The organism is Arthrobacter sp. 01N444 (assembly GCF_056399305.1).
This window is the reverse complement of sequence record NZ_JBFTRB010000013.1, coordinates 21,080-37,300: the sequence shown is the minus strand read 5'-3', so window position 1 is coordinate 37,300 and position 16,221 is coordinate 21,080. Positions and strand designations below refer to the sequence as shown.

The 16,221-nt window shown below is 67.8% G+C and carries 15 protein-coding genes and 2 tRNA genes; 6 read left to right on the top strand and 11 right to left on the bottom strand.

The annotated features are described in order from the left end of the window. Nucleotides 1-70: 70 nt before the first annotated feature. The 4 genes from AC1DKN_RS14770 to AC1DKN_RS14755 form a co-directional block, all read right to left on the bottom strand. On the bottom strand, nt 71-730 hold the full coding sequence (locus AC1DKN_RS14770; protein WP_026266422.1) for an ATP-dependent Clp protease proteolytic subunit: 660 nt from the start codon (nt 728-730) through the stop codon (nt 71-73). 38 nt (nt 731-768) lie between these two features. After that, nucleotides 769-1,407, bottom strand: coding sequence for an ATP-dependent Clp protease proteolytic subunit (locus tag AC1DKN_RS14765; protein WP_028277848.1), 639 nt, complete (start codon nt 1,405-1,407; stop codon nt 769-771). Nucleotides 1,408-1,715: 308 nt separating this feature from the next. Next, nucleotides 1,716-3,110 (bottom strand): trigger factor, encoded by a 1,395-nt coding sequence (gene tig / locus AC1DKN_RS14760; RefSeq protein WP_476850146.1) that lies wholly within the window; start codon nt 3,108-3,110, stop codon nt 1,716-1,718. Nucleotides 3,111-3,178: 68 nt separating this feature from the next. Further along, nucleotides 3,179-3,253: transfer RNA gene (locus AC1DKN_RS14755), tRNA-Pro, on the bottom strand. Nucleotides 3,254-3,384: 131 nt separating this feature from the next. On the opposite strand from AC1DKN_RS14755, the gene AC1DKN_RS14750 reads away from it, so the two are divergent. Next, nucleotides 3,385-3,455, top strand: a tRNA-Gly gene (locus tag AC1DKN_RS14750). Nucleotides 3,456-3,564: 109 nt separating this feature from the next. Here AC1DKN_RS14750 and AC1DKN_RS14745 read toward each other — a convergent pair. From AC1DKN_RS14745 to AC1DKN_RS14735, 3 genes are all read right to left on the bottom strand, one after another. After that, a complete protein-coding gene (locus tag AC1DKN_RS14745; RefSeq protein ID WP_476871690.1) occupies nt 3,565-4,482 on the bottom strand; it encodes an Fpg/Nei family DNA glycosylase in 918 nt (305 codons plus the stop codon). Then, nucleotides 4,482-4,973, bottom strand: coding sequence for a ribose-5-phosphate isomerase (locus AC1DKN_RS14740; protein WP_290370304.1), 492 nt, complete (start codon nt 4,971-4,973; stop codon nt 4,482-4,484). The genes AC1DKN_RS14745 and AC1DKN_RS14740 overlap by 1 nt, the downstream gene beginning before the upstream one ends. A gap of 215 nt (nt 4,974-5,188) precedes the next feature. Then, on the bottom strand, nt 5,189-6,190 hold the full coding sequence (locus AC1DKN_RS14735; RefSeq protein WP_476871689.1) for a hypothetical protein: 1,002 nt from the start codon (nt 6,188-6,190) through the stop codon (nt 5,189-5,191). Between the two features lie 378 nt (nt 6,191-6,568). On the opposite strand from AC1DKN_RS14735, the gene pepN reads away from it, so the two are divergent. Next, on the top strand, nt 6,569-9,124 hold the full coding sequence (gene pepN, locus AC1DKN_RS14730; RefSeq protein ID WP_476871724.1) for an aminopeptidase N: 2,556 nt from the start codon (nt 6,569-6,571) through the stop codon (nt 9,122-9,124). Between the two features lie 87 nt (nt 9,125-9,211). Beyond that, complete coding sequence (locus AC1DKN_RS14725; protein WP_476871688.1) at nt 9,212-9,697, top strand: OsmC family protein; 486 nt, start codon at nt 9,212-9,214, stop codon at nt 9,695-9,697. A gap of 7 nt (nt 9,698-9,704) precedes the next feature. On the opposite strand, the gene AC1DKN_RS14720 is transcribed toward AC1DKN_RS14725, so the two are convergent. Continuing rightward, nucleotides 9,705-10,730: an NAD-dependent epimerase/dehydratase family protein gene (locus AC1DKN_RS14720; RefSeq protein WP_476871687.1), complete on the bottom strand. Its 1,026-nt coding sequence runs from the start codon at nt 10,728-10,730 to the stop codon at nt 9,705-9,707. 137 nt (nt 10,731-10,867) lie between these two features. Here AC1DKN_RS14720 and AC1DKN_RS14715 point away from each other — a divergent pair, with 137 nt between their 5' ends. Continuing rightward, nucleotides 10,868-11,527 carry a mechanosensitive ion channel family protein gene (locus AC1DKN_RS14715; protein WP_028277840.1) on the top strand — a complete coding sequence of 220 codons (660 nt, stop codon included), beginning with the start codon at nt 10,868-10,870 and terminating at the stop codon, nt 11,525-11,527. 4 nt (nt 11,528-11,531) lie between these two features. After that, nucleotides 11,532-11,990 (top strand): globin, encoded by a 459-nt coding sequence (locus tag AC1DKN_RS14710; protein WP_079554696.1) that lies wholly within the window; start codon nt 11,532-11,534, stop codon nt 11,988-11,990. A 22-nt stretch (nt 11,991-12,012) separates the two neighbouring features. Here the strand turns inward: AC1DKN_RS14710 and AC1DKN_RS14705 are convergent, their stop codons facing one another. Further along, a complete protein-coding gene (locus tag AC1DKN_RS14705; protein WP_476856923.1) occupies nt 12,013-12,672 on the bottom strand; it encodes a DUF8185 domain-containing protein in 660 nt (219 codons plus the stop codon). Nucleotides 12,673-12,734: 62 nt separating this feature from the next. Between AC1DKN_RS14705 and AC1DKN_RS14700 the strand changes: the two genes are divergently transcribed. Then, entirely contained in the window at nt 12,735-13,697 is a 963-nt protein-coding gene (locus tag AC1DKN_RS14700; protein ID WP_476850152.1) for an acyl-CoA thioesterase, read from the top strand. A gap of 189 nt (nt 13,698-13,886) precedes the next feature. Here the strand turns inward: AC1DKN_RS14700 and ettA are convergent, their stop codons facing one another. Continuing rightward, a complete protein-coding gene (gene ettA / locus AC1DKN_RS14695) occupies nt 13,887-15,569 on the bottom strand; it encodes an energy-dependent translational throttle protein EttA (RefSeq protein WP_026266424.1) in 1,683 nt (560 codons plus the stop codon). 83 nt (nt 15,570-15,652) lie between these two features. Continuing rightward, on the bottom strand, nt 15,653-16,210 hold the full coding sequence (locus tag AC1DKN_RS14690) for a DUF6993 domain-containing protein (protein WP_476871686.1): 558 nt from the start codon (nt 16,208-16,210) through the stop codon (nt 15,653-15,655). Between the last annotated feature and the right edge of the window lie 11 nt (nt 16,211-16,221).

The window sequence follows — 16,221 nt, the reverse complement described above, 5'->3', positions numbered from 1 at the left end:
GCCCGTTGGGTGGAAAGCGGACGCCGGTGCGGCCAAGTAAAAATGCCGCACCGGCGCCGCGGATTGCTGATTAGCGCGCGATTGCCTGGGGCTTGATCTTGCGGGAATCGAGGACCTGGTCAATGAGGCCGTACTGCATGGCCTCGGCGGCCGTGAGGATCTTGTCCCGCTCGATGTCGTTGTTGACCTGTTCCGGCGTCCGGCCGGAGTGCTTGGCCAGCGTGTCCTCGAGCCAGGAGCGCATGCGCATGACCTCGGCGGCCTGGATCTCGAGGTCCGAGGCCTGCCCGCCTTGTCCGCCGGACAGCGAAGGCTGGTGGATCAGTACGCGGGCGTTCGGCAGTGCGAGGCGCTTGCCCGGCGTGCCGGCCGCGAGCAGCACGGCGGCGGCGCTGGCCGCCTGGCCGAGGCAGACGGTCTGGATCTCGGGCCGGATGTACGTCATGGTGTCGTAGATCGCGGTCATGGCGGTGAAGGAACCGCCAGGCGAGTTGATGTAGAGCGTGATGTCGCGGTCCGGGTCGGTGGACTCGAGCACCAGCAGCTGGGCCATGACGTCGTCGGCCGAGGCGTCGTCGACCTGGACGCCGAGGAAGATGATGCGGTCCTCGAACAGCTTGGTGTACGGGTCCTGGCGCTTGAAGCCGTAGGGGGTGCGCTCTTCGAACTGGGGCAGCACGTAGCGGCTGCTCGGCAGGTTGCCGGCAGTCGAACCGAAGTTGTAGTTCATGTTCATTGCTCCTGAATTCATTGCTGTCTACCTGCCGGTCAGTTCTCGGTGGCTGTCGCAGCGCCGCCGCTGTTCCCGGAGCCGTTGGCGTTGGTTCCGCCGCCGCCTGCCACGGATCCGGCGTGTGCGGCGATCTTGTCGAAGAAGCCGTATTCGAGGGCTTCCGGGGCCGTGAACCACTTGTCGCGGTCGTTGTCCTTGAGGATGGTGTCCACACTCTGGCCGGTCTGGTCCGCGGTCAGCTCGGCCATGACTTTCTTCATGTGCAGGATCAGCTCGGCCTGGATCTTGATGTCCGACGCCGTGCCGCCGATGCCGCCGGAGGGCTGGTGCATGAGGATGCGGGCGTTGGGGGTGGCGTAGCGCTTGCCCTTGGTGCCGGAGGAGAGCAGGAACTGGCCCATGGACGCGGCGAGGCCGGTGGCGACCGTGACAACATCGTTCGGGATGAACTGCATGGTGTCGTAGATGGCCATGCCGGCGGTGACGGAGCCGCCGGGTGAGTTGATGTAAAGGTAGATGTCCCTTTCAGGATTCTCCGCCGAGAGCAGCAGCAGCTGGGAGCAGATCGCGTTGGCGTTATCGTCGCGGACCTCGGAGCCGAGCCAGATGATGCGCTCTTTCAGCAGGCGGTTGTAAATGTAGTTATCCTGGGCTGCCGGATCGACCGTGGCCATCCGGGGTGTCCCTGCTTGCTGTGACATATGTACTTACCTCTCGCTGGCGACGGTGACGCCACTGGACGACATCACTGAACTTTCCTACAGCGACACTAACCGTTTTCACGCCCGCTTTGTTCGCTGGCGCCGGGCTGTTCGCTGACGGCGCACGATTGCCGGGACCCCGCGCGCCGGGTCCTGGATGCGGGCCCTTCCCGGCTCCCGAACAGACCGTGCCGGCCGGGCATGGCCGCAGGCGGGGGCTTAAAACAGACGGCCCCCGGATCGGTGATCCGGGGGCCGACTGTTCTAAGTCTCAGTGACTGCTAGAACTTCACTGCTGCGGGGTCATCGCTCGGCGTGGCCTCGGTGCTGGCTTCTGCCGAAGCCGCTTCGTCCTCAACGGTCTCGGCGGCCGGGGCGGCTTCGTCGCCGGGGCGGACGAAGTCGCTCAGGTCAACCTTGTTGCCCTCGGAGTCGGTGACCTCGGCCTGGCCCAGCACGACGGCCAGTGCCTTGCGGCGGCGGACCTCGGAAACCATCATGGGCACCTGGCCGCTCTGATCGATGATCTGGGCGAACTGGTTCGGATCCATGCCGTACTGGCTGGCGGTGGTGACGATGTAGTCGATCAGCTCGTTCTGGCTGACGTTGACTTCTTCCTTCTCCGCGATGGCGTCGAGGATGATCTCGTTCTGGAAGGCGCGTTCGGTGTTGGCCTTGACCTCGGCGCGGTGCTCCTCGGTGTCGTGCTCGCCTTCACCGTGGGCGTTTTCGGCGTTGAAGTGCTGCTCGAGCTGCTCTTCGACGATCGACGCCGGGACGGGAACCTCGACGAGCTCAACGAGCTTGTCCAGGACCTTGTCGCGGGCCTCGACGCCCTGGTCAACAATCTTGGACTCAGCGGCCTGCTTGGCGAGGTCCTCACGGAGTTCGGCCAAGGTGTCGAATTCGCTGGCGAGCTGGGCGAAGTCGTCGTCGGCGACGGGGAGCTCGCGCTCCTTGACGGCCTTGACGGTGACCTTGACCTGAGCGGACTCGCCGGCGTGCTCGCCGCCGACCAGCGTGGTGTCAAAGATGGCGTCCTCGTCGGCGCTGAGGCCGGTGACGGCCTCGTCGAGGCCTTCGAGCATGGTGCCGGCGCCAACCTGGTAGGACAGGCCGGAAGCGGAGTCAACATCGGCGCCGTCGATCGAGGCTGCGATGTCGATCGTCAGGAAGTCGCCATCGGCGGCCGGGCGGTCCACGGACTTCAGCGTGCCGAAGCGGCCGCGGAGCTCGTCCAGGGCCTTGTCGACGTCGGCGTCGGAGGACTCGGCGGCGGCGACCTCAACCTTGATGCCTGCGTAGTCGGGCAGTTCGATTTCGGGGCGGATGTCAACCTCGGCGTGGAACTTGAGCTCGCCGTCGGTGGCGGACGGGTCCGGAACCTCGGTGATCTCGACCTCGGGACGGCTCAGCGGGCGGATGCCGGTTTCCTGCACGGCGGCCTGGTACCAGCCGTTGAGGCCTTCGTTGATGGCCGTCTCCAGGACGTAGCCGCGGCCAACGCGCTGGTCAATGAGCTTGGAGGGGACCTTGCCCTTGCGGAAACCGGGGACCTGGATCTGCGAAGCAACAGTCTTGTATGCCTCTGCGATGCTGGGCTTCAATTCCTCAAAGGGGACCTCAACATTGAGCTTGACCCGCGTGGGGGTGAGGTTCTCGACAGCGCTCTTCACAGTCTAAGTACTCCTGGTGTGGGGGGTATGGGGTTCTGCATTGCCACGTGCTGGCAGTGCTTGCAGAGTCGGGGTGACAGGATTTGAACCTGCGACTTCCTGCTCCCAAAGCAGGCGCTCTAGCCAAGCTGAGCTACACCCCGTAAGTGCACAGAACAGTCTACGGTCATACTGTGCCGATTTGCACATTTGACACCGGGGCCTTGAATTGGGTTTAGTTGTATCCGGCTTGAACAGCCGCCCGGAAGTTTTGCTGGAGTTCCAGTGAGATCCCGGGGACGTAGCTTAATGGTAAAGCCTCAGTCTTCCAAACTGATTACGCGGGTTCGATTCCCGTCGTCCCCTCAGAAATATGACGAAAAAAGCCCCTCTCCGGAGGGGCTTTTTTCGTTGCCCTCCAGGCCCCGGCGGCCGGGGCTTGGAAGGGCAGGCGTGCAAGGGCAGGCGTACCGGCTCAGGCCGGCTGGCAGGCCGGGCACCAGTAAAGCTTCCTGGCGCCGAGCTCGGTCAGCGCCACCGGCGTTCCGCAGTCCCTGCAGCCAAGTCCGTGCCGCCGGTAGACGAAGTGCGCCTCCTCCGGGGCCGGCAGGACGCCGCGGGATATGCCGGCTCCGGCCCCGTTCCAGTACTGCGGCGGCGTCGTGATGATCCGGCCGTCCCGGACGCCGTCGGTCATCATGGCCGCGGTGTCGTCCCAGAGCCGGCGGGCCGCGTCCGGTGACAGTTCGGCGCCGGGCAGCCAGGGGTTGAGCCGCTGCCGGAACAGGAGTTCGGCCCGGTAGACGTTCCCGACGCCGGCAATCACCTTTTGGTCCATCAGCAGGGCCGCCAGCGGTGTGCGTTTGGCCGCCACGCTGGCGCTGAAGGTGTGCCGGTCTCCCGGAAGGTTCCGCAGCGGGTCCGGGCCGAGCCGCGCCAGTATGGCCGCCGCTTCCGCGTCCGTGATCGCCTCGCACGTGGTCGCGCCGCGGAGATCGGCCCAGCCGTGCGCGCCGGCGAGCCGGACGCGGACGGCACCGACCGGCGCGGGCGGGCCCTCATATGCGGCCAGCCCGGCCGCCTCAGCGTCGTCGTAGACTTCCCGCTCCCCCACCTTCCGGGGCGCGCCAATGCTGGAGGCGCCGCGGAAGGTGGCGTCACCGCCGAAATCCCAGGCGCCATAGAGGCCCAGGTGGACGTGCAGGAGAAGCCCGTGCCCGAACTCCAGGAAGAGGTGCTTTCCGTGCGCCACGGAACTGACGAGGGTGTGGCCGTCCAGCAGCGCCGCGCCCTGGGCAAACCGGCCCTGCGGACTGGAGACCGCGAGCCGCTCCCCCGCGAAGACGTCCCCGAACTGGCGGGCCAGCCGGTGGACGGAATGCCCCTCCGGCACTAGTCGATGACCTCGCCGGTGCGCTCGTACGTGGCGATCTTGCCGATCCGGCGGACGTGGCGCTCATCGTTGCTGAAGGGTTCGGCCAGGAACGCCTCGATGATTTCCGTGGCCTCGTCGACGCTGTGCTGGCGGCCGCCGACGGCGACGACGTTGGCGTCGTTGTGCTCACGTGCCAGCTGGGCGGTGGACAGGTTCCAGGCCAGCGCGGCACGGACGCCCTTGACCTTGTTGGCGGCGATCTGCTCGCCATTGCCAGAGCCGCCGAGGACTATGCCGAGGGCGTGGGTTCCGGCCTCCTGGTCCGCGACGACGGCGAGGGCGGCGTTGATGCAGAACGACGGGTAGTCATCCAGGGCGTCGTAGACCTTCGGTCCGTGGTCCACCACCTCATAGCCCTTGGCGCCGAGGTGGCTGACCAGGTGGGCGCTGAGCTCCATTCCGGCGTGGTCGGTGGCAATGTGCACGCGGGGCAGGTCAGAAATGGTCACGGCTGTTCCGTTCGGTTGCGGCGCCGGGCGGCGGCCGGGGCGGTTGGGGTCTGGTCCAAGCGTACTAGGCCGGGCCTCCCGGGACCTTGCTGCAGCCCGCCGGACCCCTCACTGGACGGTCGTGTTACACAGGCCCGGCACGCCGTCGTACTCCGCCGTCTTGCTCCACCGTCCTACTCCACCGGGGACCGACACCGCCGTGCTACACGGCCGTGCTACACGGCGGTGGTCCCGCCGTTCCGCCGGGCCCTGTCCGCCACCCGGGACAGCGTTTGGGCGATATTGTCCGCCGCGGTGGCACTGCCGCCGCTCACCGCCAGCCGGCGCCCGTCCGAGCGGTCGATGACCACCGCGGGGCCGCTGCTGACCAGCATCGCGGTGGTGTTGCCATGGGTCCGGTAACCCCACCCGCCATAGTCCGCCGCCGTGACGTCCCTGGGCGTCGCGGCGTCGATGGCCGCGGCCGGAACCTCCATGACCCGGACGAAGCCTGCCGCGAAGACGTGCAGGCCGCCGCGGTCAACCCGGATCCGGGCCACCAGGAACGCCGCGGCCACCAGGGCCGCCGCCACCAGGAGGACAGACAGCCACGGCACGGCAACGGTCAGGAGGGCGGCCGGCAGAAGCGTTGCGATGCCGAGCATGACGAAGATGGAGCTGCGGGCGTGGACCCAGAGGCTGACCCGGTCCCTGGCCAAATCCGGATCCTGTTCGCGCTCGAGGGCCTGCCGGACGGCGACGTCGTCATCAACGGACCAGCGCTCGTCGGCCTTGAAGACAAAACCCATCACAATGCCCAGGCCGAGGGCCGCGCCGCTGCCGAGGGCCAGGACCGAGGCGTCCACATGGGATCCCCGCGCATCGGGCAGGCCCAGCTGGCCCACGAGCACGGCGGCAAGGACTGTGGCGACGAACAGGCTCATGGACAGGCCGGCGCCCATCATGATGCGGCGCATCATCGCGGGGCGCGACAGCGGCACGGCCTGCAGCAGCACGGCCCAGCCGATCACCACGATCAGCGAGGCTCCGGCTCCCGCGACCGTCACGAACGGCGCGAAGTCGGCGGCACCGGCGGCGGTCCAGCGGACGGCCAGCGGCTCGGGCAGATCCGGGCGTACCAGAAGCGCACACACCACGAATCCTGCCGCCAGCATCAGGGGGAAACCGATGGCAAAGCGCAGCGCCCTGGCATCGACGGAGTCACGGATCTTTCCCATGCTCCAACGCTACCGCGGACGCCCCTTGATGGATCTGGGGACGTGCGCGCAGGTCAGGAGGTGGACGGGAAGCAAATGTGGGATCAGGCACGTAGTCCGGCGCCCGGACCTCGCCACGAGCAAGAAGAGACCGCCGGGGCAACGTCAACGTGGCCGCCCCAACCGCACCCATCTGACACGAACGGCCGCCAAGGGCATCGGCTAAGCGGCCATTCGTGGCAAATCGTGGGCTGGATGCGGAGGCCTTGGGGCCGGTTGTGACCGGGCTAACTTGCCAAGGGCCGCTAACGTGAAAGAATAATTTCACAGTATCGCCGGCGGCCGCGGCCGCGGCCGGCCGGCAGTATCCATCTTCTTCTGGAGGCCCCTTTGCCCGGTATGAACCTGACCCGCGCCGAAGCCCGCGAGCGCGCCGCCCTGATCGACGTCGACTCCTACGAGGTCAGCCTGGACCTGACCCGCGGCGAGAAGGTCTTCGGCTCCACCACGGCCGTGAAGTTCCGGGCCAAGCCGGGCTCGTCGACCTTCATCGACGCCGTCACCCACGCCGTGCACAGCGTGAGCCTCAACGGCCGCGAACTGGATCCGGCCGAGGTCTCCGACGGCGTCCGGATCCAGCTCCCGGACCTCGCGGCCGAGAACCACCTGCTGGTGGTCGCCGACGCCCCGTACATGAACACCGGTGAAGGCCTGCACCGCTTCGTGGATCCGGTGGACAACGAGGTCTACCTGTACACCCAGTTCGAGGTCCCGGATTCGCGGCGCATGTTCGCCGTCTTCGAACAGCCCGACCTGAAGGCCAGCTTCACGTTCACCGTCACCGCCCCCTCGCACTGGGATGTCGTGTCCAACTCCCCCACCCCGGTGCCGGTGGAGACCATCCCCGGCGCGGATGGGGGCGCCCGCTCTGTCTGGGAGTTCACGCCGACACCGCGGCTGTCCTCCTATGTCACCGCCCTGATCGCCGGGCCGTACCAGTCGGTGGGCAGCGAGGTCACGTCGGCGGCGGGCAAGGTCACCCCGCTGGGCATCTTCGCCCGCAAGTCGCTCATGCAGTACCTCGATGCGGACAACATCTTCGAACTCACCCGGCAGGGCTTCGAGTTCTTCGAGGCCCAGTTCGGCTGCCCATACCCGTTCGAGAAGTACGACCAGCTCTTCGTGCCGGAGTTCAACGCCGGCGCCATGGAGAACGCCGGGGCCGTCACCATCCTGGAAGGCTACGTCTTCCGCGGCAAGGTCACCGACGCCCAGGTGGAACGCCGCGCGATCACCGTGCTGCACGAGCTCGCGCACATGTGGTTCGGCGACCTCGTCACCATGCGCTGGTGGAACGACCTCTGGCTCAACGAGTCCTTCGCCGAATACATGTCCCATCTGGCCGCCGTCGAGAACACCGAGTTCGGCCACGCCTGGACCACGTTCGCGTCCGTGGAGAAGTCCTGGGCCTACCGGCAGGATCAGCTGCCCACCACGCACCCGATCTTCGCCGAGATCAACGACCTCCAGGACGTCGAGGTGAACTTCGACGGGATCACCTACGCCAAGGGCGCGTCGGTGCTGCGCCAGCTCGTCGCCTGGGTGGGCCCGGAGCAATTCATGTCCGGGGTGCGGGAGTACTTCAGCAAGCACGCCTGGCAGAACACCGAGCTCAGCGACCTCATGGCCGAACTCGAGAAGGCCAGCGGCCGCGACCTGGAACGGTGGGGGCAGCTCTGGCTGGAGACCGCCGGCGTGAACACCCTGACACCGGAAATCTCGGCGGCCACGGACGGCACCATCGAGTCCTTCGCCATCGTGCAGTCGGCGATCGAGAGCGAACCGACCCTGCGGCCGCACCGCCTCGCGGTCGGCTTCTACAACCTCAACGGGGCCGGCAAGCTGGAGCGGGTGCACCGCGAGGAGCTCGACGTCGACGGCGAGCGCACCGAAGTTCCGGCCTTGGCCGGCCTGGCCCAGCCGGACCTGATCCTGCTCAATGACGACGACCTCGCCTATGCCAAGGTCCGCCTGGATCCGAAGTCCCTCGCCACCGCAACGGCGCACCTGAAGGACTTCAGCCAGAGCCTCCCCCGCACGCTCGTGTGGGGCTCGGCCTGGGATGCGGCGCGCGACGGCGAGTCCCCGGCCCGCGGGTACGTGGAGCTGATCCTCGCCAACATTGCCGAGGAATCCGATTCCTCCGTGATCCTGGTCCAGCTCCGGCAGCTGGCCACCACGCTGACCTTCTACGTGGCCGAGGAGCACCAGGAGGCCACCGCCGTGGCCGCGGCCGACAAGCTCTGGGAGCTCGCCTCGGCGGTGCCGGCCGGCTCGGACGCCCAGCTGCAGTTCGTGAAGTCCTACGCCCTGCTGGCCCGCAGCGCCGGGCAGCTGGACACGGTCTCCGGGCTGCTGGACGGCTCACTCACCCTCGATGGGCTGAGCGTGGACCAGGACCTCCGGTGGGAGCTGCTGGCCTCCCTCGTGGCCGGCGGCCGCGCCGGACAGGAGCGGATCGACGAGGAACTGGAGCACGACAACACCTCCAACGGCCAGAACGCGGCGGCCCTGGCCACGGCCGCCATCCCCACCCCGGAGGCCAAGGCCGCGGCCTGGGAATCGATCGTGGTCAAGGGCGATCTGTCCAACGCCCTGCAGGGCTCCGCGGTGACCGGCTTTACCCGGGTCCTGGACACGTCCCTGCTCGAGCCGTACGCCGAGAAGTACTTCGAGGCCGTCCCCGGCATCATGGCAAGCCGCACCCACGCGCTGGCCTCGCAGATCGTCGTCGGGCTCTACCCGGCCCAGCTGACCACGCAGGCCACGGTGGACCGCACGGATGAGTTCCTGGCCTCGCTGCCGGAGGGCAGTGCGGCGCTGCGCCGGATGATGCTGGAGAACCGCGACGGCGTTGCCCGGGCCCTGCGCGCCCGCCAGGCCGACGTCGGCTAACGACCAAGGCACCGGATCCCCGGCAAGCCTGGAACCCCGGCGCCGCCCCTGTGCGGCGCCGGGGTTCTGTCGTTCTAGGCTGGAGTCATGAGCCTTGACGAACATCACTATGCGCTGACCGTCCGCTGGACCGGGAACCGCGGGGCCGGGACGTCCTCGTACCGCGGTTACTCACGGGACCACGACGTCGAGATCCCCGGGCTGCCGGTGCTGCGCGGCTCGGCCGATCCGACCTTCCACGGGGACCGGGAGCGCTACAACCCCGAACAGCTCCTGCTGGCTGCGCTCTCGCAGTGCCACATGCTCTCCTTCCTGCACGTGGCCGTGAAGCACGGCGTTGTGGTGACGGCCTACGAGGACCGGGCCGAGGGCCTGATGCGGACCAACAGGGACGGCAGCGGGCAGTTCGAATCCGTCACGCTGAGGCCCCGGGTGACGGTGGCGGAAGCGGCGGCACCGGATGTCCTCGAGGAACTCCACGTGGAGGCCAACAAGGTCTGTTTCATCGCCCGCAGCGTGAACTTCCCGGTGTTGCACAAGCCGACGGCTGTGGTGGAGGGCCAGGCTGACTGAATAGTTTTCAGGCGGCGCCGTCAGCCGGGTCGGCCGAGGCCTCTGTCCGGTACTCGGACACCAGCCGGCGCTCCGTCTCCGGGCTCATTCCGGCCTTGCGTTCACGGCCGAGTCCGCGGCGGCGTTCATCCGCCAGGGTGTCCCGCAGCGTGTCCATCCAGGGCCGGAGCCGCAGCCCTGCTGTCCGGGCAGCGTCGTTGCTGCGGGTCGCGAAGCCCTCGTGGCCTGGCGGCAGCCACAGCGGCAGCGAGTCCGGGCCGGCCCAGTAGTTCGCACCGTGCGACGCCAGCCAGTCCTCGGGGGCGACAACCACCTCTGACTCGGCGTCGGCCAGCTGGCGGGCTTCCTCCAGGTAGGCGGCAAAGGGCACCGGCTCACCGACGGCGTTCAGCGCCCCTGTGGTTCCGTTTTCGGCGGCGGTGAGGATCCAGGCCGCGAGGTCGCGGACGTCGATGATCTGGGTGGCGTCGGCGGGGATGTCCGGGACCAGGACGGGATCGTTGTCCCGGGCGAATCGGGCCGGCCAGTACCCGTAGCGGTCGGAGCCGTCCCCGGGGCCGCCGATCAGGCCGGCGCGGCAGAGGTGCGCCTTGTCCCCTGCCAGTTCCCGGGTCAGGTGCTCGATCGCGGACTTGGCCTCGCCGTAGTTATCCATGGTCAGTTCCGTGCCCGGGGCCAGCGGCGGGAGCACCTGGGCGTCTTCGGCCTCGCCGGCCACTGAGTGGTCAGCGTAGACCGAGCAGCTGGAAATGAAGGTCCAGTGCCGGGCCGAGCCGGCCAGCGTCTCGAGGGCCGCCCGTGCCTGGGCGGGGTCCCGCGAGACGTCGACGACAGCGTCCCACCCGCCGCTGCCGGCGGCCCCTTGGTACGCGGCCTTCCCCTGCGCGCGGTCCGCGCGCAGCCAGGTGGCGCCGTCGGGCGGCGCGGCGGCGGTACCGCGGGCCAGGCATGTAACGTCGTGACCGGCGGCGAGGGCCTGCCGGGCTATTTCAGCTGACAGGAAGACGGTGCCGCCAAGGACCAGGATGCGCATGGGGCCACGCTACGGCGCTAGTGTTGAAGTAGACCAGAGCGTTATGCGCCCGGCGAACGCCAGCTGCCTTTCCGGACGCCCAGCCCTGCTGCCGGCCGGCAGCAGGGTTGCAGTAAACAAGGAGTTTTCCCTCACCGATGATCAGCCTGACCACCATCGAACCCATCACCGCACCGGACATCTCGGCTGTCAACCTGCCAGGCGGCCTCATCAGCCTGGGCATCGGCGTCGCCGTGTGGCTGGTGGCATCCTTCGTGATCACCGGAATCACCAAACGGGTCGCGGCGGGCAGCACACTTTTCAAGAAGTCGCACTTCCGCTGGGTGGCTCCGGCGTTCCGCGCCCTGGACCATGAACGCCGCGTCCAGCGGGCAGAGACAATCGGCGCACTGCTCCGCAGCGTGGTCGGCGTCCTGATCGCCGTCCTCACCATCGTGTACGTGCTCAAGTACCTGAACGTGGACGTGGCTCCCATCCTGACGAGCGTCGGGATCCTCGGTGTGGCGATCGGCTTCGGGGCCCAGCAGTTGATCCGCGACTTCCTCGCCGGCATCTTCATTACCTTCGAGGACCAGTACGGCATTGGCGACATTATCGAGACTTCCGAGGTGGTGGGCACGGTCGAGGCCATGAACCTGCGGATCACCCGGGTCCGGGCCGACGACGGCACCATCTGGTACCTGCGCAACGGCGAAATCCTGCGCGTGGGCAACCGCTCCCAGGGCACGTACATTCCGCCCGAGACGTCCCCGGCGGACGAGGCCGACAGCGCACCCCAGCAGAAGGCTGGAGAATAGTGAAATGACGATTCCCAGCGCCAGCGAACCCAGCCAGCCCAGGCAGCTGCTGCAGAACGATCCGTTCAGCCAGCCCGGCTACACGGACAACTTCTATGACGCCGTGGGCGGCCACGAGACCTTTGTGAAGCTCATCGACGTCTTCTACGACGGCGTCGCAACAGATCCGCTGTTGCGCGCCATGTACCCGGAAGAGGACCTTGGCCCGGCCAAGCGCCGCTTCCTGATGTTCCTGGAACAGTACTGGGGCGGGCCGACGACGTACGGCGAGGAGCGCGGGCATCCGCGGCTGCGGATGCGCCACATGCCGTTCCGGGTGACGCCGGAGGCCAAGGAGCGCTGGCTGTTCCACATGCGTGCCGCGGTGGATGCCCTGGAACTGCCGCCGCTGTATGAGGGAACGCTCTGGGATTACATGGAGCGGGCAGCCCTGTCCATGGTGAACAGCCCGTCAGAGGCCTGAGTGCGGAGGGCGCCGGAGCTTCCTAGAGCCCGGTGCCGGTCCGGACCAGCACGTGGCCGCGGGTGCCGCTGAGCCGGAACCAGCGCCCGGCGCGGTAGAGCCGTTGTTCGCTCTCTGCCAGGAAACCCAGGGTGAGCGCGGCGAACGCGGCCCCGGCCGGCAGGCCGCCGGCGTCGGGCAGTTCCCGGCCCCAGACCGTTGCCCTGGCGTTGTTGACGATCAGCGCACCGGGCTTGTCCGGAATGATCGCGGCGATCTCCCTGATCCCGGCCTCCGCTGCGGTCCGCAGGGCAGTGTCCTGGACGGTGCCGAGCAGTTCCCAGCCGGCCCGCGGCGCGCCGATCCCGGCCCACGACTCGCTGACGGTCACCGGCGGGACGGGAAGTTCGACGTCGTGCTCCCCCGCCCGTGCCAGGCGGTCCAGCACGGCGGACAGCGGCACTGTCACGTCAGTGTCCGCCGGCTGCGCCAGCGCCATGGTCCGCAGGCCCAGGATGGTGGGGGTGGATTCGCCCAGGAGCCGGGGCCGCAGGACGCAGACGTAGGCGGCCAGGACGGGGCCCGCGGCCTGGAGCCGGATGGCGCCGTCGTCAATGGACCTGGCGCGCGTCGCGAAGGTGCGCAGGTCGTCGAGGTCGCGGGGATCGGTGAACTGCAGGGGCTGGGTTAGGACATCAGACACACTACTGACTCTACCGGCTGCGCTTCTTTGGAGCGGCGCTGGACGCCGTCTAGAGTCAGACCATGACTGAAGCCGAAGCCGGACTGCTGGGGCTCCCGACCCAGGACCCCACCTCCTCGCTCATCCAACTTCTCAACCTCGGCGAGCTCGAGGGCGCCCGGACGGACGAGGACATCTTCATGGGTCCCTCCCAGCAACAGCCCAAGCAGCGCGTCTTTGGCGGCCAGGTGCTGGCGCAGTCCCTGATAGCCGGCAGCCGCACCGTCGATCCGGACCGCAGCGTGCACTCCATGCACGGTTACTTCCTCCGGCCCGGAGACGCCAACAAGCCGATCACCTTCGGTGTGCAGCGACTGCGCGACGGGCGGTCCTTCTCGGCCCGCCGGGTCCACGCCTATCAGGAGGGCATGCCCATCCTGTCGATGATCGCGTCCTTCCAGGCCGAGGACGAGGGGATCGAGCACCAGTCCGAGATGCCCGCCGGGATCCCGGACCCCGAATCGCTGCCGAGCACGGCCGACCTGCTGGGCAAGTTCGATCACCCCGTGGCCCGGCACTGGGCCTACGAGCGGCCGTTCGACATCCGCCACGTCGATCCGGCACTGTATGTCTCGGCCAAGGGACCCCGGGAAGCCCGCAACGCCGTGTGGATGAAGACCTTCGGTCCGATGCCCGACGACGCCGGCCTGCACCGGGCGGCCCTGGCCTACGCGAGCGACTACACCTTGCTCGAATCCATCCTCCGCAAGCACGGCATGAGCTGGATTACGCCGGGAATGTCCGTGGCAAGCCTGGACCACGCCATGTGGTGGCACCGGCCGGTCAGGGTCGACGAGTGGCTCCTGTACGTCCAGGAATCGCCCAGCGCCCAGGGCGCACGGGGCCTCGCGACGGGCAAAATCTTCAGCCGGGACGGCCGGCACGTGGCGACGGTGGCCCAGGAAGGCATGATCCGCGTCCCGAACGACTTCAAAAACACCGACCTGAAGAACACAGAGAAGGGCGCCGTGCAGGCCGCCGTCTGATCGAGGGCGCTGCAGCACCAGATCAGCAAAGCCGAGGGCTGCCAGTACTCCCCCACGGCGTCCTCGGCACACAGCGTCAACGGCACACAGGCCCACCGCACACAGGTCCACTGCACACAAAAAGCCGGCTCCCCCTGAAACAGTTCAGGCGGGAGCCGGCTTTTTCGTGGCGCTGTAAGCCTTGCGGGCTTAGTCGCGGGTGAGGCGGCGGTGGGTTACGCGGTGCGGCTTGGCCGCATCCGGGCCCAGGCGCTCGACCTTGTTCTCCTCGTAGGACTCGAAGTTGCCCTCGAACCAGTACCACTTGGACGGGTTCTCCTCGTCGCCTTCGTAGGCGAGGATGTGGGTGGCCACCCGGTCCAGGAACCAGCGGTCGTGCGAGACGACGACGGCGCAGCCCGGGAATTCGAGCAGGGCGTTTTCGAGGCTGCTGAGGGTTTCGACGTCGAGGTCGTTGGTCGGTTCGTCGAGGAGCAGCAGGTTGCCACCCTGCTTGAGGGTCAGCGCCAGGTTGAGGCGGTTGCGCTCACCACCGGAGAGCACCCCGGCCTTCTTCTGCTGGTCCGGGCCCTTGAAGCCGAAAGCGGCCACGTAGGCGCGGGACGGCATTTCGACGTGGCCGACCTGGATGTAGTCGAGGCCGTCGGAGACGACTTCCCACAGGGTCTTGTTCGGGTCAATGCCGCCGCGGCTCTGGTCGGCGTAGGAGATCTTGACGGAATCGCCGATCTTCAGTTCGCCGCCGTCGAGCGGTTCCAGGCCCACGATGGTCTTGAAGAGGGTCGATTTGCCGACGCCGTTGGGGCCGATGACGCCGACGATGCCGTTGCGGGGCAGGCTGAAGGACAGTCCGTCGATCAGGGTGCGGTCATCAAAGCCCTTCTGGAGCCCCTTGGCCTCCAGCACGAGTCCGCCCAGGCGCGGGCCCGGCGGGATCTGGATCTCTTCGAAGTCGAGCTTGCGGGTACGGTCTGCCTCGGCAGCCATTTCCTCGTAGCGGGCCAGACGGGCCTTGGACTTGGTCTGGCGTCCCTTGGCGTTGGACCGGACCCATTCGAGTTCCTCGGTCAGGCGCTTGGCCTGCTTGGCGTCCTTCTTGCCCTGGACCTCCAGACGGGCGCGCTTCTTCTCCAGGTACGTGGAGTAGTTGCCCTCGTACGGGTACAGGTGGCCGCGGTCGACTTCGGCGATCCACTCGGCCACGTGGTCGAGGAAGTACCGGTCGTGGGTGACGGCAAGGACGGCACCGGAGTAGCTGGAGAGGTGCTGCTCCAGCCACAGCACGCTCTCGGCGTCAAGGTGGTTGGTGGGCTCGTCGAGGAGCAACAGGTCCGGCTTCTGCAGCAGGAGCTTGCACAGCGCGACGCGGCGGCGCTCACCACCGGAGAGCAGGGTGACGTCGGCGTCGGCGGGCGGGCAGCGCAGTGCGTCCATAGCCTGTTCCAGCTGGGAATCGATGTCCCAGGCGTCGGCCGCGTCGATCGCTTCCTGCAGCTGTCCCATTTCCTCGAGGAGGGCATCGTAGTCAGCGTCGGGGCTGGCCATTTCCTCGGAGATCGCGTTGAAGCGCTGGATCTTGCCGTAGATTTCGCCGACGCCTTCCTGGACGTTGCCCAGGACGGTCTTGTCTTCGTTCAGCGGCGGCTCCTGCAGCAGGATGCCTACCGTGTAGCCGGGGCTGAGCCGGGCCTCACCGTTGGAGGGAGTGTCCAGGCCGGCCATGATCTTGAGAATGGTGGACTTACCGGCACCATTCGGGCCGACAACGCCAATCTTGGCCCCCGGGAAGAAGGACATGCTTACGTCATCGAGGATGAGTTTTTCGCCGACAGCCTTACGGGCCTTGGTCATTGTGTAGATAAATTCCGCCATGCCTACAAATCTAGTGGTTCGGGCGGGATAACTCACATTCCGTGAGCCCGGATCGGCCACTTAACGGCGTCCGGGGGTTCGGCTCAGTCCCGGACGCCCACGAGGCAGCCGCCGGAGGCCAGACCCGGCAGCACAGCGACGGTGACGCTGCCGGTGCGGATCTGGGCCACGATGCAGTCGCTGCCGTCGCGCACTCCGGCCTCGACGGCGTCGACAGCCAGGCCGGTGGGCGTCCGCCCGGCTGTGACTTCTACAGTGTCGGCCGGAATCCCTGCCTTAACCAACGACGCGCGGATGCCCGCCGTTTCGGGCTGACCGCCGGCGCGGATGGCGGCGTTCAGGACCGCCTCGACCGTGGACTTCATGGCGGATTCCCTGTCGGGTTTCAGGCCGGGTTTCGCCAGCGGCGACGCAGTGGCTGTCGGGGCCGGTGCCGGGGACGTTGCGGAAGGTGTCCCCTGAGAATCCGCGGCTTCAGAGGCCATGGCTCCGCTGCTGCCGGCCGGCGTCGCACAGGCGGTGGCCGAAAGCAGGAGCACCAAGGTTGCGGCGGCCGGAACGGCCCAGCCGCCGCGACGGGCGTCCCCTCCCGCGGTGCGGGTGGGGCCCGCCCGTCCCGCAGCGATCCTGGCGTGTTGCATCGGGCAATTCT

What these genes read in the sequence shown, in the direction of transcription:
- AC1DKN_RS14770 (WP_026266422.1), bottom strand. Translation starts at nt 730, where the DNA reads ATGAACTACAACTTCGGTTCGACTGCCGGCAACCTGCCGAGCAGCCGC.
- AC1DKN_RS14765 (WP_028277848.1), bottom strand. Translation starts at nt 1,407, where the DNA reads ATGGCCACGGTCGATCCGGCAGCCCAGGATAACTACATTTACAACCGC.
- AC1DKN_RS14735 (WP_476871689.1), bottom strand. Translation starts at nt 6,190, where the DNA reads ATGGGAAAGATCCGTGACTCCGTCGATGCCAGGGCGCTGCGCTTTGCC.
- pepN (WP_476871724.1), top strand. Translation starts at nt 6,569, where the DNA reads ATGAACCTGACCCGCGCCGAAGCCCGCGAGCGCGCCGCCCTGATCGAC.
- AC1DKN_RS14725 (WP_476871688.1), top strand. Translation starts at nt 9,212, where the DNA reads ATGAGCCTTGACGAACATCACTATGCGCTGACCGTCCGCTGGACCGGG.
- AC1DKN_RS14720 (WP_476871687.1), bottom strand. Translation starts at nt 10,730, where the DNA reads ATGCGCATCCTGGTCCTTGGCGGCACCGTCTTCCTGTCAGCTGAAATA.
- AC1DKN_RS14715 (WP_028277840.1), top strand. Translation starts at nt 10,868, where the DNA reads ATGATCAGCCTGACCACCATCGAACCCATCACCGCACCGGACATCTCG.
- AC1DKN_RS14710 (WP_079554696.1), top strand. Translation starts at nt 11,532, where the DNA reads ATGACGATTCCCAGCGCCAGCGAACCCAGCCAGCCCAGGCAGCTGCTG.
- AC1DKN_RS14700 (WP_476850152.1), top strand. Translation starts at nt 12,735, where the DNA reads ATGACTGAAGCCGAAGCCGGACTGCTGGGGCTCCCGACCCAGGACCCC.
- ettA (WP_026266424.1), bottom strand. Translation starts at nt 15,569, where the DNA reads ATGGCGGAATTTATCTACACAATGACCAAGGCCCGTAAGGCTGTCGGC.
- AC1DKN_RS14690 (WP_476871686.1), bottom strand. Translation starts at nt 16,210, where the DNA reads ATGCAACACGCCAGGATCGCTGCGGGACGGGCGGGCCCCACCCGCACC.